We start from the raw sequence: 23,060 nt of genomic DNA on the forward strand, positions 1-23,060 counted from the left end.
AGCATGCTTATCGCATACCTTTCTATTATACACTAAAGAATTGAAAATGCAAGGATAATTCTCTTCTTTTTTGACTTTTTTTGTGATAAAATAAAGCTATGATATTATTAAGAATTGCTTCCGTTTTATTTATTTTTTTAACTATTGCTTTATCTATCATTTTAATAAAATTTTTACGTTTAAAACGCTTTGGTCTTAACTTTGCAGATCTAGCCTTCCCAATGTTCTTTTTGGAATTCTATCTTATTTCTGATCGAGCATACTACCATAGTATGTTGCCACAGCTGGTACTGGCTTTATCTGCCTTGGCAATCGGAATTACGGTCTATTTTCTCAAGAAAAAACAGACTTTCTACTATCCAAAATTTTTAAAATTTTTTTGGCGGGCTGGCTTTATGTTGACTTTCTTTTTATACCTGGCAATGGTCATTGGCCTCTTTTTAGCAAAATAAATGAAGTTGGGATTTTCCAACTTCATTTTATTTACGTTTTTTTGTACAGAGCTACTGCCTTGTTAGTTAAAAATTGGAAGAACCATATCAGTCTTTCCAAAAGTAACGAAAGTAAGACAGTCATTAGGATTGCTGCGATTGACAGGCCACTTAAATTGAAGATGCGAGGTAAGAGCAAAGCAGCGAGACTTATCCCTGTAATATTCAGGAGCATAATTGCAATCTTAATGCGGTTAAGCGGTCGAATAAGCTTATACATTATTATAAAGCCTACCACTGCAAGAAGAATAATCGAACTTGTACTGATTTCCTTAGGAGAGAGTCCAAGCCAATGACCACAATATACTGCCACTAAAACCGCTAGATAATCTACAATTGCAGCAGGCAAGGCATTTTTCAAAACCGTCTCTAAAAAACGTCCTCTAATCCGTGCCTTATTGGGCTCTAAAGCCAGCAAAAATCCAGGTATCCCGATTGTAAAACCACTGATCAAGGACATCTGCGAAGCTTGCAAAGGATAAGTGAAGGCAAATATGGTCGAAGTCAGGGCTAGTAAGATAGAAAATATATTTTTAACGAGAAAAAGACTAGCCGATCTCTGAATATTATTAACTACACGCCGTCCTTCTGCAACGATGTGGGGCATATGTGAGAAATCTGAGTCCAGCAAGACTACTTGCGCTATCTGCTTGGTTGCGTCATTTCCAGATTCCATCGCGATACTACAATCAGCCTTTTTCATGGCAAGAATGTCATTGACACCGTCGCCTGTCATGGCAACATTATGCCCATGGCCTTGTAATGCCTGAATCAATTTTTGCTTCTGCTCTGGACTGACCCGACCAAAGACGGTATACGTTTCTGCAGCTTGAATAATCTTTTGATCCGAATCCAAACTTCTAGCATCGACATAGTTTTCTGCATGAGGAATCTTTGCCTTCTTAGCAACTGCGGCTACTGTAATAGGATTATCTCCTGAGATCACCTTAACTGTCACACCTTGTCTTTCAAAATACGAAAAAGTTTCAGCAGCATTCTCTCGGACAGGATTTTCCAAAAAGATAAACAGAAGTGGACTAACAGGGGCCTCCAAGCTAGCTTCCAAGTTTGAGCCCTCATAGAGACCAAACACTAGCACTCGGCTCCCTTCTTCCGCTGCATCCTGAAAATATGATTGATAATGTTCTAAATCTTGTCGAAGGACATACTCTGGAGCTCCTAAAACAAAGATCCCTTGGTCAAACGATACCGCTGCATATTTATTTTTAGAGCTAAACGGGTACTGCCTTTTTATAGACCAAGCTTGTCCACTTTTTTCAATCCCAGGATAAGTTCGCAAGGTCTCAATTGTATCATTGGCGTCCTGACTAGCCTCAAGATAGTGACTCAGTGCTTCTAATGCAAACTCTTTCTGATCTGCTACTGGAAGCAACTGGCGAACAGCCATTTTATTTTCTGTAATAGTCCCTGTCTTATCTACACAAAGGACATCAACACGCGACAGAGTCTCAATGCCCTTCATACTGTTGAGAAGGACCTGCTGTTTAGCTAGGCGAACAGCCCCCAGAACTAAGGCAAGCGTCATCAGGAGATAGAGTCCCTCCGGAATCATTCCCACAATAGCTCCGACTGTTGAAGTCACACTGACTTGCAGAGTTTCTTGATTACTGATAAAACTGCGGAAGAAAAGCAAGAGTCCTAAAGGAATAATCAATATCCCAATGATCTGCACTAGGCGATTGACAGCATGAACCATCTTGGATTCTTCTACACCGCTTATTTCTTTAGCTTCTTTAGCTAGCTGGTTAATGTAAGCCTGGTCTCCTACTTTGTCCAGACGAGCATAGGCTTGGCCAGCAACCACGAAGCTACCAGATAGGACCTCATCTCCCGAATTTTTTTCAATCTCATCAGCCTCACCAGTCAACTGGGATTCATTTACTTTCAAGCTTCCTAAGAGAATCTGTCCATCGGCATAAATCTGATTCCCAGCAGAAAATTTAACCACATCATCCTGAACAAGTTCTTCGACAGAAAGCACCTGCTCTTCTCCATCTCGAATCACATTGGCTGAGAAAGTGTGTAAGAGTTTCATTTGGTTGAGAACTTTTCTAGCCCTAAATTCCTGAAAAATCCCAATCAAGGAATTAATGACAACGATGGGAACAAAGAGGAGATTATTCCATGACTGAACTAGGACCAAGAGAATGGCCAGTACAAGAAAAATAAAATTAAAATAGGTAAAAATATTGGACCGAACAATCTGCCAGGTCGTTCTTTCTGTAGAGATGGTAACCTGATTAGTCAGACCTTTTTGGCGACGTTCTTCAACTTGTGCTTGACTAAGTCCTTGAAATTGATTCTGATGCATAGAGTTTTCCTTATTGAATTCGCTTTACTTATTGTAGCAAAAACAGGGCAACATTTCTTCAGACTTTAGGCTGAAGTATGGATATTTGAAATTGCCCTTGTAAAATAGAATTACATTTTCATTCGTGAATTTCCAGAGGTAGGCCATCCGGATCAAAGAAGAAAGCCATCTTACGACCGTCGAAGTCGTCATAGCGCAACTCTGTATGAGGAATCTCCAAACGGTCAAATTCCGCTAAGTATTCTTCGACATTTGTCACTCGGAAGGCCAGGTGCCGTAGCCCGGTATGTTCTGGATTAGGAAGAACTGGTCTTTTGGGAGCGTCTGGTTTGATAAAAATTTCCAAAGTTAGATTTCCCTTGCGGACATTAAAGAGAATATCCTGTTTATCAGGCCGGTGGTGCTCATCTAGCATATCGAAGCCCAGCTTATCCACATAAAACTCCCTAGTCTTGGCATAATCATGCCCTATGATGGCGATATGGTGAACGGTGTCTAATTTCATACTTTTTTCTTTCCTTGGTAATGTGTAAGTAGAGAAAATCTGCCGGCTGGTTGCTGGCAGATTTATTTTTATAGAATGATTTTTTTGCCAGCAGACTAGTGAAATTAGAATCAATTCGTCTGCAAAACCTTTCGAGGCTTGGTGCCTTCGGCTGGTCCGATAACACCTGCCACTTCCAACTCTTCCATGAGACGTGTAGCTCGGTTAAAGCCGACCGAGAGGCGCCGCTGAATCATAGATGCGCTAGCTTTCTGAGTCTCGATAACCAAGGCCTTGGCTTCTTCAAAGAGCGGATCTCCTCCATCATCGCCTCCGCCAGACTCCATATCGCTTTCAGATACTTCGCCCGGATCAAAGCTATCGTCATAGTCAGCTTCAGCTTGATTCTTGACAAAGGCTACGATTCGCTCCACATCTTCATCTGAAATAAAGGAGCCCTGCAGACGAACAGGATGGTTTTCATCAATTGGCTTAAAGAGCATATCCCCTCGACCCAAGAGCTTTTCTGCTCCATTTTCATCCAGAATGGTCCGGCTGTCTGTCCCGCTGGACACTGCAAAGGCAATCCGAGAGGGCACATTAGCCTTGATCAGACCCGAAATAACGTCTACTGATGGTCGCTGGGTAGCCAAAATCATGTGAATACCAGCCGCACGCGCCTTTTGTCCTAGACGGATAATGGCGTCCTCTACTTCCTTACTAGCCACCATCATAAGGTCAGCCAACTCGTCCACGATGACGACGATTAAAGGCAGGGGCACTTGCTTGTACTCTGACTGAGCATTGTACTCAGCAACCTTAGCATTGTAGCCGGCAATGTTACGGGCACCAACCTTGGAGAAGAGTTCATAGCGGTTTTCCATCTCGTCTACAACCTTCTGAAGCGCACGGCTGGCCTTGCGAGGATTGGTTACGACTGGGATAAGCAAGTGGGGAATATCATTATAAACAGACAGCTCCACCATCTTAGGATCCACCATCATAAACTTGACTTCATCGGGTCTAGCCTTCATGAGGATACTAGCTATAATACCATTGACAGCCACAGATTTACCGGATCCAGTAGAACCCGCTACTAAGAGGTGAGGCATCTTAGCCAAGTCAAAGGAGCGAACAGATCCGTTGACAGCCTTACCAAGTGGGATTTCCAGGAGCTTGCTGGCATCCGTCTTCGACTGTTCCCATAGTTCTCGGAAGGTTACAGTTGCAATTTCAGAGTTGGGCACTTCGATTCCGACAAGAGATTTTCCAGGAATCGGCGCTTCAATCCGTACATCCTTAGCAGCCAAAGCTAGAGCTAAGTCATCTGCCAGATTGGAAATCCGATTGACCCTGACACCGACAGCTGGCTTAACCTCGTACTTTGTGACAGAAGGGCCGATTTCAGCCCGCTCAACAGTGGCCTTGATGCCAAAACTCGCAAAAGTTTCTTCCAAGATCTTGATATTTTCACGAACAATCCGCTTCTCTTTAGACTGGTTTTTAGGTTTATCGGGCGCAAAGAGGTTGATGGTCGGTAGCTTATAATCCAAACTTTCTTTGGCTGTGAAGTCTACCTCAACATCTGTGTCAGCATCCGCTTCTTCTGACTCCTGCTGAATTTTGAAATCTTGAGCATCTTCAAGTTCAAATTCTCCCAAATCTTCATATTCCTCTGTTTCAATGGCAACAGGAGTTCTTGCCTGATTTTCATCATCCAAAATTTCCCCTGTTTCCAGATCGATTTCAGGTCCTTCTTGCTCCACTTCAATCGCCTGCATTGCTTCCAAAGCAGCCTGTTCTTCTTTTTCAATAAAACGCTGTTGCCGCTTTTCTTCACGTTTTTCACTAAGACGGTGGAATGCTTCAACCAGCTTTTCAGAAATATCGTAAATGGTCCAAGGACTGATTAGCAGCGCACCTACTAAAATGAAGAGGATACCAATAAAGTAGGAACCGAAATTAGAAAAAAGAAAGGAAATTGGTAAGTGCAGAATGGATCCTAATAAACCACCCCCTGCAAAGGAACTGACTTTAAAAGCAGTTAAATCAGCAAAGATTCTCGCTAGAGTGCTGGACAAGACTTGACCTTTGAGTGATAAGACATCTACAAAGTAAGCTTGATAGATTAGAAGTAAACCAACAAAAATGCTGATAAAACCTGAAATCAGACCTTCGTGCTTGCTTAACCATTTGAAAAAGAAAAGATAGATCAAAGTCGCTATAATTGCTAAGTATGCTAAGCTACCAACAACTAATCGAATCAGATTGTAAATAGTCACCCCAAAAACACCTAGTTTTAAGGCGGCAAAAAGAAGGATGAAGGCCAAACCAAAGCTCAATAACATCCTTTTAATAGCTCTTTGTCTTTCTAATTCTGCTTTTGTTGGCCGACGAGTTGTTCGGCCTTTTTTCTTATTTTTACTATTTGCCATAACTTGTATTATACCACAATAACTATAGACAAGAAACGATAATTTTTACTCTTTGACACACTTAATCTTCACCTTTAATACTTCTTACGAAAAGAAAAAAACCAGCTTAGCTGGCTTTGGATTTTAAAAGATCAAGTCTTCCTTTAGTCTTGGGTTGCTCCCTCTTCTGGCATAACGAACCAGCAAACTGCATAAGCAAGGATCCCTGTTCCAAGAGCACACACTGAAATAATCCACAGTACGCGAACAAGTGTAGGATCTATGTTAAAGTATTTAGCTAAACCAGCACAAACACCAGCAATTTTTTGATTCTTAGTATCTCTTGTAAGTCTTTTCTCCATGGAAAGTGCTCCTATTAATTTTTATTTTTTTCATTTTACCATAATCTTCTTGTATGCACAACCTTTCAGGTAAAGATAAGAACTAGGATCTCATCACCTTACATTAGATTCTAATTAGACTCTTGTCGCTTTCATCAAATTTCTCACCTTGTCCTTCCCTAGATAGCGTCAGAATGATTTTAGGAATAAAACAAAAATTATGACTAACTAAATAAAAACCCTAGTGATTAGCTAGATTTCACAATCGCAACTTTTTTCGTTAATACGATTCCATTCTAGTATTCTAAACATTATTTTGTTAAACTTGATGAATAGAAAAATTAAGGAGTTGCTTATGAGAGCTGGCATACTTATCTATCATCCCAAACTAAAGAGCATTCTGACCGTTTATCGATATAAAAACGGGCAACACTACTATGTTCTTCCAGGCGGGCAAATTGAGGAGAGTGAGAGTCCAATCGAAGCAGCCATAAGAGAAATCAAAGAAGAAGTCCAGCTTATTTTTAAGCCAGAATACCTAAAACCTGCCTTCACTTATGATTCTGACGATAATCAACACATTTATTTCTGGACAAGCTATACGGGCTTAGAAAACTTAACGATAGGTGGTGAGGAAAAGGAACGAAGTCATTCTCAAAACCTATATGAAGCTAGGTGGATCAGTCTTTCTGACTTCCCCCATCTCCCATTCAGACCAAAAGACTTGCAAATAAGAATTCTCTCTTTTTTTACAAGATTTGAAAATCGTTGATCTTTATAGTAAAATGTGAGTAGTTTCTATTTCAGAAAGGATCATGATGAAAAAATTATTAATTTTGGGTCTTTCAGCTAGCCTTTTGTTAGCAGGATGTACTAGTATCCAACGCGTCTTGCGGGGCGATGAATATGTAGACTCTAGTCTAGCAGCTAGTGCAAGCAGTGCTGAAGCTAGCAAAAAAGAAGCTGAAACCAAGGAAGCATTGACAAATAAGAATGCCAACTTCCCTCAACTATCAACCAAAGTTGCCAAAGATGAAGCGAAAGTTAAAATCGTAACGACAGCTGGTGACATCACTCTCAAACTCTTTCCCAAATATGCACCTCTAGCAGTTGAAAATTTTCTAACTCATGCCAAAGAAGGCTATTATGATGGAGTTATCTTCCACCGCGTCATCAAAGGCTTCATGATTCAAGGTGGTGACCCTAAAGGAAACGGTACAGGTGGGGAGTCAATATGGTATGGAAAGAATCAAAAAATTGACACAGGAAAAGGCTTTAAGAATGAAACTTCTGCCTACCTATATAACCTCCGCGGGGCTCTATCTATGGCCAATGCAGCATCTGATAATACTAACGGCAGTCAATTCTTTATCAACCAAAACCAGACAGACAGCTCAAGCAAATTATCTGAAAGCAAATATCCAGCTCAGATTATTAAGGCATACAAGAAAGGTGGAAATCCTTCTTTAGATGGTGATTATACAGTCTTCGGCCAAGTCATAGACGGCATGGATATTGTTGATAAGATTGCCGAAAGCGAAACTGATGAAAACAATAAACCTAAAAACGAGATCAAGATTCAAAAGATCGAAGTGATCAAGGATTACAACTTTAAAAAATAATCCTCTAGTTTAACTAAGAAAGGAATAAATTCATATGATTATTTGGGGTTACAAAGGCTATAAAAAAGAACTAGGACATACTCAGTCTGCTATCCAATGTGGAAACTGTCAACAAACTGCTCCTTGGGATCTTATTGAAACAGGTCGGAAATTTTCCCTCTACTGGATTCCTCTCATCCCTTATGGTAGAAAATATTATGTACTCTGCCCTGTCTGCGAATATGGCAAAGAGATTGAAAAACAAGATATTAATGAATATTTAAATTATTAAGTTCAAAAAGAGGTTGGTCAGTATATGACCAGCCTCTTTCTCTTTTATCTAAAAAACAAAATACTTTTTCTACAGAAAAAATCTTTATGTCAATTGATTGAAGTCCCAAATCTGATCCATCCAACCTTCGTAGAAATCAGGCTCATGGCAGACCATGAGAATGCTACCCTTGTATTCTTTCAGAGCTCGCTTGAGCTCCTCTTTGGCATCGACATCCAGGTGGTTGGTCGGCTCGTCCAGCACCAGAACATTATTTTCTCGGTTCATGAGAAGACACAGGCGGACTTTGGCCTGCTCTCCACCTGAAAGGACTTGAATCTGGCTCTCGATGTGCTTAGAAGTCAAGCCACATCTAGCTAGAGCCGCTCGCACTTCAGCCTGATTGAGGGACGGAAAGGCGTTCCAGACTGCTTCCAGCGGTGTCTGACGATTGCCACCTTCAACTTCCTGCTCGAAATAGCCCAACTCCAGATAGTCCCCGCGCTCAACTTGACCTGCGATAGGTGGGATAATACCAAGCAGACTCTTGAGTAGGGTTGTTTTCCCAATCCCGTTTGCCCCGATAATCGCTACCTTCTGATTGCGTTCAAAAGTCAGATTAAGGGGCTGGGTCAGCGGTCGATCATAACCAATCTGCAAATCCTTGGCTTGGAAGATAAAGCGACCAGGTGTCCGGGCAGGCTTGAAGTCAAAGGAAGGCTTAGGCTTTTCACTTTGCAGCTCAATAATGTCCATTTTATCCAGCTTTTTCTGGCGGGACATAGCCATATTACGGGTCGCCACTCGGGCTTTGTTGCGAGCCACAAAGTCCTTGAGATCCGCAATTTCCTTCTGCTGGCGCTCGTAGGCTGCTTCCAGCTGAGATTTTTTCATCTCATAGACCTCTAGGAACTGGTAATAATCACCAGAATAACGGGTCAGTTGCTGATTTTCTACATGATAGACGATATTGATCACGTCATTCAGGAAAGGAATATCATGCGAGATGAGAACAAAGGCATTTTCATAGTTCTGTAGGTAGCGCTTAAGCCAGTCAATATGTTCGGCATCCAGATAGTTGGTTGGCTCGTCCAAAAGCAGGATATCAGGTTTTTCCAGAAGTAGCTTAGCCAAGAGAACCTTGGTCCGTTGCCCACCAGATAGCTCCGTCACATCGCTTTCCATACCATAGTCCATAACACCTAGTGCCCGCGCAACTTCGTCAATCTTAGCATCTAGGGTATAGAAATCTCGGCTCTCCAAGCGGTCCTGCAGCTCACCCACTTCTTCCATAAGGGCATCAACATCGGCTCCTTCTTCAGCCATGCTCATATAGATGTCGTTGATGCGGCTTTCTGTCTTGAAAAGTTCGTCAAAGGCTGTGCGCAAAACATCACGGACAGTTTGGCCCTGCTCCAACACAGCATGCTGGTCCAGATAGCCAGCCGTCACATACTTGGACCACTCGACTTTACCTTCGTCCGGTAGCATTTTACCTGTCACAATGCTCATAAAGGTTGATTTCCCCTCGCCATTAGCACCAACAAGGCCAATGTGCTCACCCTTGAGCAAGCGGAAAGATACATCCTCAAAAATAGCCCGGTCACCAAAACCGTGGCTAAGATTTTTTACTTCTAAAATACTCATCTTTTTCTCCTCTATCATTGATTGCAGTCCCTTGATTATACCATCAAAAGGGATTTTTTGGCAAGAATAGAAAAAGACCGACTAGGTCGATCTTACTCTAGATTAACTCTTTTAAAAACTGAATCAGGGTTTCTGCCGAGCGTTTACCAGCTTCAATAATAAATTCATCAAAAGTGACATTTGCATCATGACTAGCTGTGTCGCTCATTGCCCGTATGACCATAAAAGGCAGGCCAATCGAATGTGTGGCTTGAGCAATAGCTGCACCTTCCATCTCGACAGCCAAGACATCTGGAAAATGTTCCTTGATACGATCAATCTTTTCTTGACCAGCAACAAAGCTATCGCCTGTCGCAATCAAACCTACCCTTGCCTTTTGATGGGTCTTGTCTAAAATTTTCTTCATTTCAGAGACCAGATAGCGACTAGCCTCAAAATAGAGTGGCTGGCGAGCCATCTGACCATAGTCATAGCCGAAGGCTGTCACGTCCACATCATGGTAGACCAGACGATCTGCGACCACCACATCACCGATAGCCAGACCTTCAGCCACCGCTCCAGCTGAGCCTGTATTAATGACAGCAGTAACCTTGAAATCATTGACCAGAACAGCCACACTCATCGCAGACATGACCTTTCCAATTCCGCTCTCAACCAAGACTACTTCATGACGGCCAATAGAACCCGTATGATAGACATGTCCCAATCGAAGATGCTTTTCTGGATTTTCTAAATGCTCCAGCAATACTTTTAACTCTTCGGGCATAGCCGCGATAATTCCAATTTTCATTATTTCCAACCTTTTCTAAAAAAGCGAAAGCCTTAGGCTTATCGCTTATTTTTATAGCCAAATAATGGCTGCAATCAAAACCACCAACAGGAGAATAATCCACAACAAAATTTTATTGAGTTTAGCTTGAAAGACCCCTCGCTTCTGATTTTCAATGCGTCGGCTTTTCACAACTTCCCGATCAACTTCAATTTGCATGGTGTCCTGATTAAACTCTCCTTGCGGTGTAGCATAACCAAATCTTCCTTGATCAGTTCTAATAATCTTAGTTTCCTCATCATCCACGAGAGGAGGATCCGATATGACTTCACCACGGTTAGCCCGCTCGATGATTTCATCAGTTAATAAAGGTCTTCCCATAGGTTTTCCCCCTATCTTTGATTTTCCTGCATTTCCCAATATTGAAGAGCCATGATGGTCTTGGCATCGCAGATGTCACCGTTTTGCAGCAACTGATGTGCCTCCTCCAGACTGACTTCAAAAAGTTGCAAGGTTTCATCTTCGTCCTGAGGACGAGGATTTTCTACTTTTGTCAATTGGCTAGCTTTATATAGCTTAATCTTTTCATTGCAAAAACCAATAGCAGAATAAAAATCATAAACTAGCTCTAGCTGACCTGTGTAACCAGTTTCTTCTTCTAATTCTCGAAGGGCAGCTGCATGCGGATCTGCATTTTCTCCCACTTCTAGCTTACCAGCTGGAATTTCATAAGAAGTTGCCTCAATAGCCTTGCGGTACTGCTTAACGAGGATCATCTTATTTTCAGGAGTAATAGCAATCACAGCCACCGCTCCATTATGAAAAATCAAATCTCGTTGTGCCTGGCCTTTCCCTTCTGGCAGCTCTACCTGGTCCTGAACCACTTTAAAAATCGGTCCCTGATAAATCTCCGTCCGTTGGACGGTTTTTTCTTCAAATTCCATGATTAAACCTACTTATTTTGAGGGTGATGAGGAAGACGCTTAGCATAATCTTCCTTGTTAATCTGACGGCCACGTCCCAGAGCAATTGCATCTGCTGGCACATCCTTCGTAATAGTAGAACCTGCACCGACCAATGAGTTGTCACCTAGCTCAACTGGAGCAATAATGGTCGAGTTGGAACCGACAAAGACATTGTCGCCAATGATAGTCTTGTATTTCTTCTGACCATCATAATTAACCGTAATCGTACCTGCACCAAAGTTTACATTAGCACCAACTTCAGAGTTTCCAATATAGGTCAAATGACCAGCCTTGGTATTTTCTCCAATTGACGATCCTTTAACTTCTACAAAGTTGCCAACATGGACATCCTTGGCCAGACTAGAACCTGGACGAATGTGAGCGTAAGGCCCGACCGTCACTCCATCTGCCACACTTGACTCTTCAATCATAGAGTTGTTGATAATAGTCCGCTCTCCAATGACAGAGTCCACGATATAGGTACCATTGGTCAGGATCGTCTCTGACCCAATTTTGGTTTGACCTTTCAGGGTCACATTTGCTTCAACTTGAACTTCAGGCGCAATTTCCACATCCACATCGATATAGGTCGCATCTGGATTGACAAAGCTGACACCGTTGACCATATGCTGCTGGTTAATCCGACGACGCATGACACTCTCAGCTGTAGCCAAAGCTACCCGGTCATTAACCCCCAGACTTTCATCAAAGTCTTTGAGCGTATAAGCGCCGACTTTTTCTCCATTTTCGCGGAAAATGCCAATCACATCCGTAATATAGTATTCACCTTGGGCATTATTGGTATTGATATTTTTGAGGGCTTCAAAGAGTCGAGCATTGTCAAAGACGTAAGTCCCAGTATTGATTTCCTTGATCTGCTGCTCAAAGTCAGAAGCATCCTTCTGCTCAACAATTTTCAAAACTTCTCCGTGCTGGTTGCGAACGATACGGCCGTAGCCAAAAGGATTGTCTGCTTCTGCTGTCAAAATGGTCGCAACATTCTTGTGGTTGATATGGAAGTCAATCAGGTTTTTCAAGCTTTCTCCTGTAATCAGGGGAGTGTCGCCAGCAATGACTAGCGTCTGACCCGTCAGATTTTCCAAAACAGGCTCTGCCATCATAACGGCATGTCCCGTTCCCAGTTGCTCAGTCTGACGAACAAACTCAGTCTGACCTGCCAAGACTTGCTCCACCAGCTCGGCCTTGTGACCGATAACTGTCACGGTCTTTTCTGGATTAATGGCATTGACACTGCGGAAAACATGCTCTAGCATAGAAATTCCTGCCACCTTGTGCAGTACCTTTGGTAAATCCGACTTCATGCGAGTACCTTTACCCGCAGCCAAAATAATCGCGTAATTTGTCATAAAACAACTCTTTTCTGTAAGATAGTACCATTATTATACCACTAAAAGAAAATTTTTAAAAATACTATGCGAATTCAAAATAAACACTACTCTTCATTCAAGGGATAGACCTTGCGAAATTCTTCTAAGACGACACCCATTTCTTGGGAAAACTCCAAACCAGCTTCCGCTAGACACTCTGTGAAGAATGCCTGATGGACCTGCTGCCAATATGCCAAGGATTTATCTCCTTCTCCTTCCTTAAAGGCATGATCAGCTGAAACCTCATTAAAAGGTAAAACAGAGACTTTGGTGATTTCAACGATACAAACAGCCTTTTCCTGACTGTCTAAAATGACATCAAAGCTTCCTGCCTGAGGCAAGGGCTCATTTTCAAGCTTATAGAGCTCATAGGCCGAAGACGTCGCTGTCTTCTCACCACATAGCACTAAGTCGGCAAGCTCATCTGCCGAAGCACCGAAAGCCCAGGCGTCAATCTCGTCGCCAATCTCTGGATTGATTTTCTTGTATGCCTGCCACATTTCTTTTGGAGTCATCACTTCTCCTGTCTTTCTAAAATGAAAATTATTGTTTATAAAAAATCTTCCTACAAAACTGTATCTTTATCAAAATCCATAAAGTCATCATGCTCATAATAGTAAAGCAGAGCCTGTAAACACTCTTGATCAGTCGCTTCTGCTTTCTGCTCCATGACTGACAAGAGAACATCCGCAAAATCTTCACCGTAATAAATCAGCTCCAGCTCTTGCTCCCTTACTTGTCTAGGATAAACATCCTTATTGTCCACTACTTGAGGATAATCAGCAAGCAAGTAGCTGTCCTGAAAATTCAGTTCTCCATTTTCCTTAGCATACAAACAGAAATCATCATCTAGCTTTTCTGATTTCACAGCCTCCATGATATCTTTTAAGTTATAGGTTTGGTTTTTCTTCATTGGTCAAAAGTCCCTTTCCATTCATAAGCCGGATAAGCTCCTAGACACTGATAGCCCAAGCTTTCTGCAACCTTCTTGGAAGCTTCATTGTGCGCATCCCAGAGAGGAAAGAGTGAGCGTTTTTGAGCTTCTAGAATCATCTGGGCACCCAAGATTTTGGCCAAGCCCTGCCTTTGGTAGGCTGGCTTGGTAGCAATTTCAATCTCAAGGGCTCCACGATAGACTAATCCTGTCGATACAGCAGCGATGATTTCCTCTCCTGAATATACTAAAAAACCAAAGCCACCCGACACTTGAAAATGGTCAAAATCGGAAAAGGTACCCTGCAAATCCTGAGACCAGACTTCCTCAGCCAAACGCTCATAACTCATCACATCGATTAGACAAAGTTGGTAGTTTACTGGTAGACTGCTCTGCCATTTCTCCAAGGGCTCTGTGTCAAAGGAAGCCCTGTCCGCAAAAGCGTAGCGAGTAAACTGCTGCAACTCACTCTTACTATCCAGAAACTCTTGCCAACTGGGCTCCTCAGAGATAATGACCTTGTCAGCTAAACTATATTTTTTACTAAATTCCTGCCACAAATTCGGATCCACCTGACCAGCCGGAAAGAGGAAATTTCCTAGTTGGTAAAGGCAGGATGTCTCAGGCGCGTTCATAAAGAACTGCCCTAGACCAGCAGATAAGCCATAGTGAACCATGTTTTTGGTCCAGGATTGGAAAAGATTCTTCGCATTTTCATTGTTCGCATTCTTCATTTACTTACTTCAAACTCCAGCCGCCGTCAATTTTGATAATCTCGCCCTGCATAGCAGCTGCCTTACCACTAGCTAGAAAGAGACTAACGTCAGCCACTTCTTGGGGGTCTAGCCAGCGCTTGATCGGCGTTTCATCAGCAACCCAGTCAGCTAGTCCGCCTGGTTCAAAATCTGCGGCAGTCATGGCTGTCTTAACAGCGCCTGGTGCCAAGCCAAAGACTTGGATATTTTTATCCGCATAGTCTAAGGCTATCTGCTTGGTCAGGCCTGCCAGAGCATGCTTAGAGGCCGTATAGACAGCACCGCCTCCGCCAGCCAAAAAGCTAGCAATCGAACACATATTAATGATGATACCGGACTTTTTCTCCAGCATTTTCTGCAGGTAAAAGCGGGTGATTTTCATGGTAGCGGTCAGATTAAGCGCAAAAATCTGATCCCAGTCCTCATCGCTGGTCTCGTGCAGAGGACGATAATCGTCCAAGATTCCTGCTGTATTGCAGAGGATGTCTACCTCGGGAAAGCTGGTGAAGAGTGGCGTCAAATCACCTGTCAAATCCAACTTGACAAAACGAAGCTCATTTAGAAAGCCAGGATTTTCATCCTTATCCACCCCGTAAACCCGGTAGCCATTTTCCAAAAAGCTCTGGGCTTGAGCTCTACCAATACCAGAGCTAACCCCCGTCACTAGTACTGTCTTAGTCATCTACTTCCACCCAATCTGTCGCAAGAACATCACAAGGAGTCGGACTCCACATGGAGAAGCCCTCCCCCTCACCTGAAACATTGATGAGAAAATATGGTGTCACTTCAAGAGCCACCCCATTCTGCTCAATCGTGTCAAAGAGCTGGACGTAGTTTTCCGCCCCGCCCCAGCCTGTACGCACATATTTTTTCTTGGCCTTAAGGCCTGGTAAAATTTCTTCAAATGTCATGGTTTTCTCCTTTGTTTTATTGATATTTACTTACAAATTTACTACTTAGCATTAGTAATTATATTAGACGATGATTGCTCTTGGCAATTTGGTTCTCTGGTTGAGATATGAAATTTTGCCCAAGATTGTGCTCATTATTCTGCTCCAAACTTGCCATTATAATATTTCTGAATATCTTCATAGCTCATGATTTTTGTGTCCTGCCCTTCAGTGCTCCACTTACCCGGCAAGTATAATTCATCATAAACAGATACTCCTGTTTTCAAAAATTCTGTTTCGAGTTCAATGAGCTCCTTACCATTTGTAATGGCCCCATTCTCTGATTGAATTACCTTATAAGCGAAGCTGTCCTTTTTGGAAAATAGTTTGAAGGCTGACGAGTTAGAATTTCTTAAATTGATATCCCCCTTATAATCTTCAGATTTCCAAAATCCATTATCAAAAGGTTCCACACCTGCTCTAAGAGCCTCTTTCGTGTCCAACATGAGATCTATTTTATTTTTCTCATTCAACTCTTGCTCAGTTTTCTCAGCATCTATTTTAAGGTTTTTTAAATTTAGTAAAAAATATCGATATTTTTTCTGTTCAGTTATTGAAAGTACAACATAGTCGTTGTCACCTATTCTTCTAAGGGTTGGTAAGGTCCCATGCAACTCAATATTGTCATTTTTTAAATAGTTGACCATCAATTTCCAAACGTCAACTTCTTTTTTAGTAGCTTTTTTATTGGTTAAATCAAAGATATCTAGATAGGCGTATTCATCTGACTTCATTTTTTTAGACGGAACAACCCCTCTCACTCGCTCCCTGTGCCTAACCAAATAATTTGAATTCACCCTAACCCAATCTGATGAATCTGGAGACGCAATTGATTCTTTACGTTCGTTTTCATCAAATTTCCATTCAACAACGATGCCGTTTTTATTATTAATAAATTCAACATTTTGAATATCTGCATTAGCATTATAAATTGTATATTGATAAGATTCTTTTTTATTACTTGATTTCTCATTTTTCTCTTTTGAAGAACAAGCTGAAATAAACAATATAGATATTAAACAAATAATAAATTTACATATCTTATTCAGATTTTTTGTCATCTAGTGTACCTCTTCTGCTTAACAAATTATTTTCCTCATATCAAACACTACAGTTACAAACTTCTTTATAATCAGAAAGTTCAATTTCATCATGTCTGATCTCATCATAGATGTTGATAAGAAATTCCCAATTACATTAGCAAAATAGGGAGTAGAAAGTGTTTCAATGTCTCTACAGATATTATACCAGTCTTGAGAGAGAAAACTATCAGATCAAAATCTCTTACGCATTCGAGTTCCCCAAAAATTACCACTCTGTCAATCAGTAAATCATTTTGATTGTAAACCAATTCAAACAAGGGGAAAATAGCATACCGATTCTAACTGAAATATAGCGATAGCCGATCTATTTCAATTTCGTATTAATATCCTCTAAGAGCTACACTGTCTTATGATAATTCAACTTTGCATCGAAAAACTGTATAACTTTTTTTAGTTAAAGGAACTTATTAAATTCTGTATGGCATACTCACTCTTTCCCTATGGTATCCGAGTATTTCACTTTCAAATTCCCCATATTTTCTTTGGAATAACGCTGACTTCCCTCTTTAAACCAAATATCTAGAAAATAGGTGTAGAGAATTTGATCAGATTTTGTTGCCAACCAAGCCTGATCAATATCGTAATCCTTCAGATAGTCCAATATTTCCTCTTTTGACACTAGACTCTTACGCGGGGGCTCTTCCATTCCATTAAAGCGATATATCTCACTAGCAGTTTCAACATATCCCATTTTTTTCGCTTGGTCAATTAACTCTTGAACAGTAAAATCCGAAACTTTGGAGAAAGCAATGGAAACATTTTGTTTAACGAAGTTGTCCTCATATACATAGTCAACATTGAGATAAGTATCTCCTGATAACTTTTTACTATACAGAACAGCAAGCAGGCCATCGGAATTAACATATAATCGTAACTTTTCTCCATTAGCTAGTCTAGGTTTTTCCCGATGATAATTTATCCAGGCCGGCTCACCCACATAAGCCGTATTACTTCTTATAATCTTACTCATATCTGGTAATCCCAGAATATTTTTATAATGAACACTCGCATAATAGATTTCATCAATTGGGTTTTTTAGGGGGTCATAGTCTCGATATCTCAGAAAACCAAAGACACTGAGACCTGCTACAAGGAGGGCGAAGAGACTTAGGATAATTTTTTTCATATTAGTTTACTCCTTCTGTGATCAAATCATTGTATTGTATCTCCTAATACCATTAGGGCCGGAAGAAGCAGAAAAATAAGTATCTATCTTTCATCCTATCCTCCTCTCACTTCTCTTCCTTAAATATCACTTTCCCCTGTTCATACTTTCGCACAGCTAAGAACCAGCGGATAGGGTTGTTTTAGAACAGAGCAATTACGACCACAGCTGGAAGCACCCCTGCTATTGGTGAAAATAATAATGAAAGATCAAACCATTTATGTTCATAATAGGGAATGAGCATTCCTGGTATTCCAAATAGACTCACAATTCCTAAACAAAACAGAAGAACCAAGATAACAAACAAGAAAAAGAAAATTTTACCTAATGTTGCTTTCTTATCGGAAAATCCTTCCCAAAATAAATTTCCATTCACCGCATCTTTAAACTGTTCCTCGCTTGCTAAAACTGTGGAACGAACATTTTTATACAAGGCTTTTTCTAACATATAAATACTTCCAACAAAAACTAAAAATATAGCTAGTAAAATAATTGGAATCATCCTCTCGTTTAATCTAAATGGAGAAGTAAAGGAAAAAATAGCAAGTCCAACCCCTCCACCAAATAACGCAAAAACCAACATCAAAGGAATAATGGCCTTATTAGTCTTTCTAGCCCCTTCCGTATTCAACAAAACACTCTTATCGGCTACCAGAGCCTGTTTTGTTCGCGTGTTATAGTAAACGGCCTTATCACCGCTCTGTCCAATAAAAATTATTTTTCTCATATAAAATCACCACAGTTTAAAACATCTTTATAATCAGAAAGTTCAATTTTATCTTATCTTGCTTCTGAAAGATGATCTAAGAATCGGCGTTTTTCTCCATCTCCACAAATAGATGAATATCGCCATTGCTTTCTTGCGGAATGCGCCTCACCACTTCAAAGCCCATGTTGAGATAAAGCTGCTGGGCTCGGTGATTGAAGTCAGCCACTGATAGACTTATGACTTGGGGCTCAAAATTTTCTATGATAAAGTCCAGAATTTCCTGCAAAAATGTAGCGCCCTGACCTTTTCCACAATGCTCCGGCTTCATGCCCAAACCAAGCTCCAAATTTCGCTCTCCTTTCTGCTCCAAGCAGAAAAATCCATAAAGTTCTCCTTCTCTCAGGACTTGATAATAACGGTCTCCACGCGCTTCTGGGGAGACTATTTCTTCATAATCTTCCAAATCATTTTTCATATCATAAAAATCATAGGGCGCCTCGTAATGCCAGTCATTAGCAATTTCTAAAGCATGCTGCTGGGTTAGTGGTTCAATCATCATCTACTCCTCTTTTCTCTAAAACTCCCAATAAAATCGTTTCTGATCTGCTTTTTCGCTACAGCCAAGACTACGATAAAATTTATGGGCTGATGTGCGGGAAATGCCTGAATTAATCCGAATTCCTGTGTAGCCTGCTGCTTTTCCCTCTTCACGCAAAGCTTGCATCAGCGCTCTGCCATGTCCCTTCCCTTGAAAATCCTGAGCGACGGCCAAAGCTAAGAGATTGAGCAAGGACGGGAAATAGAGACAGTCGTAGCTAGCCGCATGAGCGTAACCTATGACCTGTCCATCTTCTTCAGCTACCAAAATCAAATGCTGGTCAGTCTCTAGCAGTCTCTTCAGTTGAGCCTCCGTCTCTTCCCTATCAAAATCATATCCTAGACTCTCAGCATTAAGTCGCTGAATGGCTGCGGCGTCACTTAGTTTTACTTTACGAATCATTTGTCACCTCGTTTTACATTTTATTATATCAGAAAAGTAGCCTTCCCTGCTGTCTTCAGGTGACCGTTCTTCTTCCGATTTTCTTTAGACGAAAGATTCTATTTGGAAAACTTTTGCTTTCTCATATCAATCTGATTTTTCTGTCAAAAAAGACAGAGCTACAAACGGCTCTGTCTAATATTTCTGTGATAAAAATTAATGATCTGCATAAATCTCAGAATGCTTGTAGCCATATGCAAAATAAATCAGACTCCCCACCAGTAAAGCAATACCGAAAGCTTGCCAGGTTTCCCTAGTATACTGGGTCATAAAGGACAGGCAGATGATAATAGATAAAAATGGCAATACCGGAACAAAAGGAGTCTTGAACTCACCTGCTTGGGGCATCCCTTTATCTTTGCGTAATTTCAAAATGGCAAGAGCCAATAAAATTAGATAGGCCAAGGTACAGATATTGAGGAAAGATGCGATACTAGCCAAGGGGAAAATACCCGCACAAACAGCTGACGCAATCCCTACTAAAATCGTTGCATTCTTTGGTACCCGACTTGTCTCGGTCAACTGTCTAAATGATCGAGGTAAGAGACCATCACGCGCAATACTGTAGATCATTCGAGACAGGGCAAAGGTCATGGAAATGCAAACGGTAATCAAGGTCAGAATCGCCACAACTGAAACGTAATTTGCCGCCCAGCCAAGGCCAACACTGCGAAGAGCAAAGGCTACCGCATCTGAAACATTAAGCTTAGTATAGTGAACAATCCCTGTCAGGACCAAGGTCACCAAAATATAAAGAATGGTCACAATGGTTAAGGACAGGACAATCCCACGCGGAACATTCTTTTGAGGTTCCTTGATTTCGTCGACCGCCATAGAAATGGACTCAAAGCCTAGAAAGGCAAAGAACATGAGCGAAGCCCCAGCCATAATACCGACCTTCCCGCCATAAATCTCACCAAAACCAAAAGGAGCAAAGTTAGACCAATTTTCTGGCTTGATAAAGAAAAGACCTGCAATAACAAAAAGTGCTAAAGCTGAAAATTTCAGAACTACCAAGGCTGAGTTAAAGCGCAGAGCAGCTTTAGAATTTAACAAGACAACTGCGGTGACAAAAAGTAAAACCAAGATAGGCAAGAGATCTACATAAGTCCCCTCTTTAGGATTAAAGGTGCCATTTAAGGCAGTAGGGAGCTGGATGCCAAAGCCACTCAATAGCCCCTTTAAATAGGATCCCCAGCCAGAAGCAACACCTGAGATAGCAGTCATAAATTCCATAATAGTCAGCCAGCCAGCAATCCATGCCGGAAACTCACCGAAGACAGCATAGATATAGCTATAAGCCCCACCATTGGCCGGAATGCGAGAAGCAAATTCAGCGTAAAAAAGAGCTGACATGCTCACACAAAGCGCTGAAATGATAATCGAAATAATCAAGGACGGACCAGCATAATTGGCTGCTCCAATCCCTGTGATAGTGAAAATCCCTGTTCCCACCATAGCTCCAATTCCTAATAAAATCAAATCGTGAATCTTTAGATGTCTTTTCATCCCAGTCCTAGACTTGCTGACATCTTTTTTACGAAAAATATCCATCACCATCTCCTCCAAAATATAGACGGTTCATTATATCACAAGTTTCCGTATTTAGAAATAGCAACATCACTTTTGACTTTGCTTCCATCCATAAAAATAGAAGTTGGGAAATTCCCAACTTCTTACATTGAAATGATTTTGCGATAGCTACGTGATGTAATCGCAAAGACAATAATATAGCTGATAAAGAAGATTGCACAGACTCCCAAGGTTACTGCCAACATTAAGCTAGCATTGAGTACTCCAAGAGCTGATAAGATGAGGCTTAGCATATGGTAAGCAAAGGCTAGATGGATAAAGGCAAAGGCCAAAGGTAGGAAGAAAACTATCAAGATCTGTCTACGAATGGTTTGCTTGATTTGTTTTTCATCTAAACCGACCTTTTGCAGGATCACAAAGCGATCTCGATCTTCATAACCTTCAGATATCTGCTTGTAATAGATAATGAGTACAGTTCCAAGCATAAAGACGACAGATAAGAAGATTCCGATAAAGAACATACCTCCCAGCATCCCCTTGATTTCTTGCTTATCAGAGGTTGAAATTGATCCATAGACAGCATGATTTTCAGGCAGGGTTGTATTATAGGTGCTGAGCTTTTCTTGATAGGCGTCTCTCAATTTACTTTGCTGGTCTTTTGGCAGATCCAGATTCAGACCTCCGTAATAGTTGCTATTGACAGCATATTTTTCCATCAAGCCAGCGAAGATCTTACTTGGATCTTTCACCACCATATAGATTTTCCCGGGAACAATCATATTCATCTGATCTGGTAAATGACCAAAAATAAAGTCTTCTTTTAATACTTTCTTGATTTTCAAAGTTTGGTCAGCGATTGTCAGCGTTTCTTGATCTTGCAGTTTCAAACCTTGTTGGAATACTGCCACTTCATTTTCTCCAAGATTAAGTGACTTTCCAGTCATGTCTTGATAAACCGCTTCAGAGACAGCCAAGATATAGATATTGGGCGCTACTGCTTTTTGAGTACTTGGGTATAAGTCCAGCTGATTGCCATTTAGACTTTTGACTCCCATAGTATAGTACTGATAGACAGCTTTTTTAGTCACTGATAAGTTCTGCTCTTGAGCAAACTCTGTCAAGACTTGATCTATTTGCTGACCATTCACACCCTTTCCTTGTAGGCTGATATCATGAGGGAACATGGCATTTTGCATATATTCTCCACCAGCATAGATATTAGCACCGCCAGACAAGGTCACCAGAACCATGGTTGACAAGATTGTAATTGTTGCCAGACCAACAGCATTTTTTTTCATTCGGAAGATCAAGTTGGACACCGAAATCATATTATTGGGCTGATAATAATAGTTTTTTCTCTTTTGTAAGAAATGTAAAAATTTCGTGATTCCAGCATTGAAGAGAAGATACGTTCCTAAAATGACAAAGAGAACTGCAACAAAGAACACAAGGATTGCTGCTATGGGATTGGTTACTCCTGATGCCAAGTAATAACCATAAATAAGAGATGCTAAACCTAAAATGGTTTGCAGTCCTAGGAAGCGACTTTTCTTTTCACCACTATTTTTTTCCTTGACGAGCTGGAGGGCATCTAATTTTCTCAAATACAAGCCATTTTTAATCATCAAGAAGAAAAATACAAAGCCATAGAAGAAAGTGACTAGGAATAGTACTAGAGGTTGAAAAGTTGAAGTCAAAACAACCTTCAGATCCATGATTTTCAGCAATAAAGCGTAAATCAACTGGTCAAACAAGAGACCTAGCCCAAGACCAATTATGAGTGTCACCAGCCCAAAGACTATCAACTCTATGATCATCATGATGAAGAGATGAAATCTATTCAGCCCCAGCATACTATAGAGCCCTAATTCTTTGGACCGATTTTTAATGAGAAAACTATTGGCATAAAAAACAATAATAGATGTGGTAATACTAACAATAATTAATCCTAGAGCCAAGACCATGGAAACGGCACTCGCTCCAGCCATTTCTGCCAAATGGGGATTAAAGGTCAGAGAGAAAAAGATGTAGGAAATAGCTACTGCCAGACAGGTCGCAAGGGCAAATGGATAATACAACTTGCGATTTTTTACAAGATTGGAAAGCGCAAGCTTACCGGTTAATCTAATCATGAGCACCCACCTCACTTGCCATGACAGTCAAAGTATC

General features: G+C 41.1%; 24 protein-coding genes and 1 pseudogene. 4 read left to right on the top strand and 21 right to left on the bottom strand.

Annotation, left to right across the window (positions count from 1 at the left end):
• Positions 1 to 98: 98 nt before the first annotated feature.
• A complete protein-coding gene (locus tag HMPREF2780_RS10180) occupies positions 99 to 452 on the top strand; it encodes a DUF3397 domain-containing protein (RefSeq protein ID WP_061596663.1) in 354 nt (117 codons plus the stop codon).
• Between the two features lie 31 nt (positions 453 to 483).
• Here the strand turns inward: HMPREF2780_RS10180 and HMPREF2780_RS10185 are convergent, their stop codons facing one another.
• The 4 genes from HMPREF2780_RS10185 to HMPREF2780_RS10200 form a co-directional block, all read right to left on the bottom strand.
• Positions 484 to 2,823 (bottom strand): HAD-IC family P-type ATPase, encoded by a 2,340-nt coding sequence (locus HMPREF2780_RS10185; RefSeq protein ID WP_061594467.1) that lies wholly within the window; start codon positions 2,821 to 2,823, stop codon positions 484 to 486.
• Between the two features lie 118 nt (positions 2,824 to 2,941).
• On the bottom strand, positions 2,942 to 3,328 hold the full coding sequence (gene gloA2, locus HMPREF2780_RS10190) for an SMU1112c/YaeR family gloxylase I-like metalloprotein (RefSeq protein ID WP_061594466.1): 387 nt from the start codon (positions 3,326 to 3,328) through the stop codon (positions 2,942 to 2,944).
• A gap of 110 nt (positions 3,329 to 3,438) precedes the next feature.
• Entirely contained in the window at positions 3,439 to 5,742 is a 2,304-nt protein-coding gene (locus HMPREF2780_RS10195; protein ID WP_061598871.1) for a DNA translocase FtsK, read from the bottom strand.
• Between the two features lie 143 nt (positions 5,743 to 5,885).
• Positions 5,886 to 6,083 carry a PspC domain-containing protein gene (locus HMPREF2780_RS10200; RefSeq protein WP_061410546.1) on the bottom strand — a complete coding sequence of 66 codons (198 nt, stop codon included), beginning with the start codon at positions 6,081 to 6,083 and terminating at the stop codon, positions 5,886 to 5,888.
• A 334-nt stretch (positions 6,084 to 6,417) separates the two neighbouring features.
• On the opposite strand from HMPREF2780_RS10200, the gene HMPREF2780_RS10205 reads away from it, so the two are divergent.
• Genes HMPREF2780_RS10205 through HMPREF2780_RS10215 form a run of 3 tightly spaced genes read left to right on the top strand, consistent with a single transcriptional unit; the run spans position 6,418 to position 7,955 of the window.
• Positions 6,418 to 6,834: an NUDIX domain-containing protein gene (locus tag HMPREF2780_RS10205; RefSeq protein WP_061584934.1), complete on the top strand. Its 417-nt coding sequence runs from the start codon at positions 6,418 to 6,420 to the stop codon at positions 6,832 to 6,834.
• 46 nt (positions 6,835 to 6,880) lie between these two features.
• Positions 6,881 to 7,684, top strand: a complete 804-nt coding sequence (locus HMPREF2780_RS10210) for a peptidylprolyl isomerase (RefSeq protein WP_061584935.1) — start codon at positions 6,881 to 6,883, stop codon at positions 7,682 to 7,684.
• A gap of 34 nt (positions 7,685 to 7,718) precedes the next feature.
• The gene (locus tag HMPREF2780_RS10215) at positions 7,719 to 7,955 is read left to right on the top strand and encodes a zinc-ribbon domain-containing protein (protein WP_008809403.1); all 237 of its coding nucleotides are present in this window, start codon (positions 7,719 to 7,721) and stop codon (positions 7,953 to 7,955) included.
• Between the two features lie 84 nt (positions 7,956 to 8,039).
• Here HMPREF2780_RS10215 and HMPREF2780_RS10220 read toward each other — a convergent pair whose 3' ends face one another.
• From HMPREF2780_RS10220 to HMPREF2780_RS10300, 17 genes and pseudogenes are all read right to left on the bottom strand, one after another.
• Positions 8,040 to 9,581 carry an ABC-F family ATP-binding cassette domain-containing protein gene (locus HMPREF2780_RS10220; RefSeq protein WP_060553335.1) on the bottom strand — a complete coding sequence of 514 codons (1,542 nt, stop codon included), beginning with the start codon at positions 9,579 to 9,581 and terminating at the stop codon, positions 8,040 to 8,042.
• A gap of 97 nt (positions 9,582 to 9,678) precedes the next feature.
• A complete protein-coding gene (locus HMPREF2780_RS10225) occupies positions 9,679 to 10,371 on the bottom strand; it encodes a 5'-methylthioadenosine/adenosylhomocysteine nucleosidase (protein WP_060553334.1) in 693 nt (230 codons plus the stop codon).
• A gap of 51 nt (positions 10,372 to 10,422) precedes the next feature.
• Entirely contained in the window at positions 10,423 to 10,731 is a 309-nt protein-coding gene (gene macP / locus HMPREF2780_RS10230) for a cell wall synthase accessory phosphoprotein MacP (protein ID WP_020992595.1), read from the bottom strand.
• An 11-nt stretch (positions 10,732 to 10,742) separates the two neighbouring features.
• Positions 10,743 to 11,294: an NUDIX hydrolase gene (locus HMPREF2780_RS10235; protein ID WP_060553333.1), complete on the bottom strand. Its 552-nt coding sequence runs from the start codon at positions 11,292 to 11,294 to the stop codon at positions 10,743 to 10,745.
• Positions 11,295 to 11,302: 8 nt separating this feature from the next.
• A complete protein-coding gene (glmU, locus tag HMPREF2780_RS10240) occupies positions 11,303 to 12,682 on the bottom strand; it encodes a bifunctional UDP-N-acetylglucosamine diphosphorylase/glucosamine-1-phosphate N-acetyltransferase GlmU (protein WP_060553332.1) in 1,380 nt (459 codons plus the stop codon).
• 86 nt (positions 12,683 to 12,768) lie between these two features.
• Positions 12,769 to 13,218: an ASCH domain-containing protein gene (locus HMPREF2780_RS10245; protein ID WP_046165337.1), complete on the bottom strand. Its 450-nt coding sequence runs from the start codon at positions 13,216 to 13,218 to the stop codon at positions 12,769 to 12,771.
• A 50-nt stretch (positions 13,219 to 13,268) separates the two neighbouring features.
• Positions 13,269 to 13,616: a DUF7716 domain-containing protein gene (locus HMPREF2780_RS10250; RefSeq protein ID WP_061584936.1), complete on the bottom strand. Its 348-nt coding sequence runs from the start codon at positions 13,614 to 13,616 to the stop codon at positions 13,269 to 13,271.
• Positions 13,613 to 14,371 (bottom strand): GNAT family N-acetyltransferase, encoded by a 759-nt coding sequence (locus tag HMPREF2780_RS10255; RefSeq protein WP_061584937.1) that lies wholly within the window; start codon positions 14,369 to 14,371, stop codon positions 13,613 to 13,615. The genes HMPREF2780_RS10250 and HMPREF2780_RS10255 overlap by 4 nt, the downstream gene beginning before the upstream one ends.
• A gap of 4 nt (positions 14,372 to 14,375) precedes the next feature.
• Positions 14,376 to 15,074 carry a 3-oxoacyl-ACP reductase gene (locus tag HMPREF2780_RS10260; protein WP_061596677.1) on the bottom strand — a complete coding sequence of 233 codons (699 nt, stop codon included), beginning with the start codon at positions 15,072 to 15,074 and terminating at the stop codon, positions 14,376 to 14,378.
• Positions 15,067 to 15,303: a DUF2829 domain-containing protein gene (locus HMPREF2780_RS10265; RefSeq protein WP_002899859.1), complete on the bottom strand. Its 237-nt coding sequence runs from the start codon at positions 15,301 to 15,303 to the stop codon at positions 15,067 to 15,069. The genes HMPREF2780_RS10260 and HMPREF2780_RS10265 overlap by 8 nt, the downstream gene beginning before the upstream one ends.
• A gap of 134 nt (positions 15,304 to 15,437) precedes the next feature.
• Positions 15,438 to 16,403 carry a hypothetical protein gene (locus tag HMPREF2780_RS10270; protein ID WP_061596709.1) on the bottom strand — a complete coding sequence of 322 codons (966 nt, stop codon included), beginning with the start codon at positions 16,401 to 16,403 and terminating at the stop codon, positions 15,438 to 15,440.
• 469 nt (positions 16,404 to 16,872) lie between these two features.
• Entirely contained in the window at positions 16,873 to 17,571 is a 699-nt protein-coding gene (locus tag HMPREF2780_RS10275; protein WP_061598869.1) for a TipC family immunity protein, read from the bottom strand.
• 106 nt (positions 17,572 to 17,677) lie between these two features.
• A pseudogene (locus tag HMPREF2780_RS10280) lies at positions 17,678 to 18,337 on the bottom strand (hypothetical protein).
• A 76-nt stretch (positions 18,338 to 18,413) separates the two neighbouring features.
• Positions 18,414 to 18,878: a GNAT family N-acetyltransferase gene (locus HMPREF2780_RS10285; RefSeq protein ID WP_061598867.1), complete on the bottom strand. Its 465-nt coding sequence runs from the start codon at positions 18,876 to 18,878 to the stop codon at positions 18,414 to 18,416.
• A 15-nt stretch (positions 18,879 to 18,893) separates the two neighbouring features.
• Positions 18,894 to 19,319: a GNAT family N-acetyltransferase gene (locus tag HMPREF2780_RS10290; protein WP_061598866.1), complete on the bottom strand. Its 426-nt coding sequence runs from the start codon at positions 19,317 to 19,319 to the stop codon at positions 18,894 to 18,896.
• Positions 19,320 to 19,514: 195 nt separating this feature from the next.
• A complete protein-coding gene (locus HMPREF2780_RS10295; RefSeq protein ID WP_061598864.1) occupies positions 19,515 to 20,912 on the bottom strand; it encodes an amino acid permease in 1,398 nt (465 codons plus the stop codon).
• A 122-nt stretch (positions 20,913 to 21,034) separates the two neighbouring features.
• Positions 21,035 to 23,023: an ABC transporter permease gene (locus HMPREF2780_RS10300; protein WP_105026566.1), complete on the bottom strand. Its 1,989-nt coding sequence runs from the start codon at positions 23,021 to 23,023 to the stop codon at positions 21,035 to 21,037.
• Between the last annotated feature and the right edge of the window lie 37 nt (positions 23,024 to 23,060).

The organism is Streptococcus sp. HMSC062B01, assembly GCF_001811085.1.
Lineage (GTDB): Bacteria > Bacillota > Bacilli > Lactobacillales > Streptococcaceae > Streptococcus > Streptococcus gordonii.

Coding starts and splice junctions, on each gene's coding strand:
- HMPREF2780_RS10180 (WP_061596663.1), top strand. CDS start 99: ATGATATTATTAAGAATTGCTTCCGTTTTATTTATTTTTTTAACTATT.
- HMPREF2780_RS10185 (WP_061594467.1), bottom strand. CDS start 2,823: ATGCATCAGAATCAATTTCAAGGACTTAGTCAAGCACAAGTTGAAGAA.
- gloA2 (WP_061594466.1), bottom strand. CDS start 3,328: ATGAAATTAGACACCGTTCACCATATCGCCATCATAGGGCATGATTAT.
- HMPREF2780_RS10195 (WP_061598871.1), bottom strand. CDS start 5,742: ATGGCAAATAGTAAAAATAAGAAAAAAGGCCGAACAACTCGTCGGCCA.
- HMPREF2780_RS10200 (WP_061410546.1), bottom strand. CDS start 6,083: ATGGAGAAAAGACTTACAAGAGATACTAAGAATCAAAAAATTGCTGGT.
- HMPREF2780_RS10205 (WP_061584934.1), top strand. CDS start 6,418: ATGAGAGCTGGCATACTTATCTATCATCCCAAACTAAAGAGCATTCTG.
- HMPREF2780_RS10210 (WP_061584935.1), top strand. CDS start 6,881: ATGAAAAAATTATTAATTTTGGGTCTTTCAGCTAGCCTTTTGTTAGCA.
- HMPREF2780_RS10215 (WP_008809403.1), top strand. CDS start 7,719: ATGATTATTTGGGGTTACAAAGGCTATAAAAAAGAACTAGGACATACT.
- HMPREF2780_RS10220 (WP_060553335.1), bottom strand. CDS start 9,581: ATGAGTATTTTAGAAGTAAAAAATCTTAGCCACGGTTTTGGTGACCGG.
- HMPREF2780_RS10225 (WP_060553334.1), bottom strand. CDS start 10,371: ATGAAAATTGGAATTATCGCGGCTATGCCCGAAGAGTTAAAAGTATTG.
- macP (WP_020992595.1), bottom strand. CDS start 10,731: ATGGGAAGACCTTTATTAACTGATGAAATCATCGAGCGGGCTAACCGT.
- HMPREF2780_RS10235 (WP_060553333.1), bottom strand. CDS start 11,294: ATGGAATTTGAAGAAAAAACCGTCCAACGGACGGAGATTTATCAGGGA.
- glmU (WP_060553332.1), bottom strand. CDS start 12,682: ATGACAAATTACGCGATTATTTTGGCTGCGGGTAAAGGTACTCGCATG.
- HMPREF2780_RS10245 (WP_046165337.1), bottom strand. CDS start 13,218: ATGACTCCAAAAGAAATGTGGCAGGCATACAAGAAAATCAATCCAGAG.
- HMPREF2780_RS10250 (WP_061584936.1), bottom strand. CDS start 13,616: ATGAAGAAAAACCAAACCTATAACTTAAAAGATATCATGGAGGCTGTG.
- HMPREF2780_RS10255 (WP_061584937.1), bottom strand. CDS start 14,371: ATGAAGAATGCGAACAATGAAAATGCGAAGAATCTTTTCCAATCCTGG.
- HMPREF2780_RS10260 (WP_061596677.1), bottom strand. CDS start 15,074: ATGACTAAGACAGTACTAGTGACGGGGGTTAGCTCTGGTATTGGTAGA.
- HMPREF2780_RS10265 (WP_002899859.1), bottom strand. CDS start 15,303: ATGACATTTGAAGAAATTTTACCAGGCCTTAAGGCCAAGAAAAAATAT.
- HMPREF2780_RS10270 (WP_061596709.1), bottom strand. CDS start 16,403: ATGACAAAAAATCTGAATAAGATATGTAAATTTATTATTTGTTTAATA.
- HMPREF2780_RS10275 (WP_061598869.1), bottom strand. CDS start 17,571: ATGAAAAAAATTATCCTAAGTCTCTTCGCCCTCCTTGTAGCAGGTCTC.
- HMPREF2780_RS10285 (WP_061598867.1), bottom strand. CDS start 18,878: ATGATGATTGAACCACTAACCCAGCAGCATGCTTTAGAAATTGCTAAT.
- HMPREF2780_RS10290 (WP_061598866.1), bottom strand. CDS start 19,319: ATGATTCGTAAAGTAAAACTAAGTGACGCCGCAGCCATTCAGCGACTT.
- HMPREF2780_RS10295 (WP_061598864.1), bottom strand. CDS start 20,912: ATGGATATTTTTCGTAAAAAAGATGTCAGCAAGTCTAGGACTGGGATG.
- HMPREF2780_RS10300 (WP_105026566.1), bottom strand. CDS start 23,023: ATGATTAGATTAACCGGTAAGCTTGCGCTTTCCAATCTTGTAAAAAAT.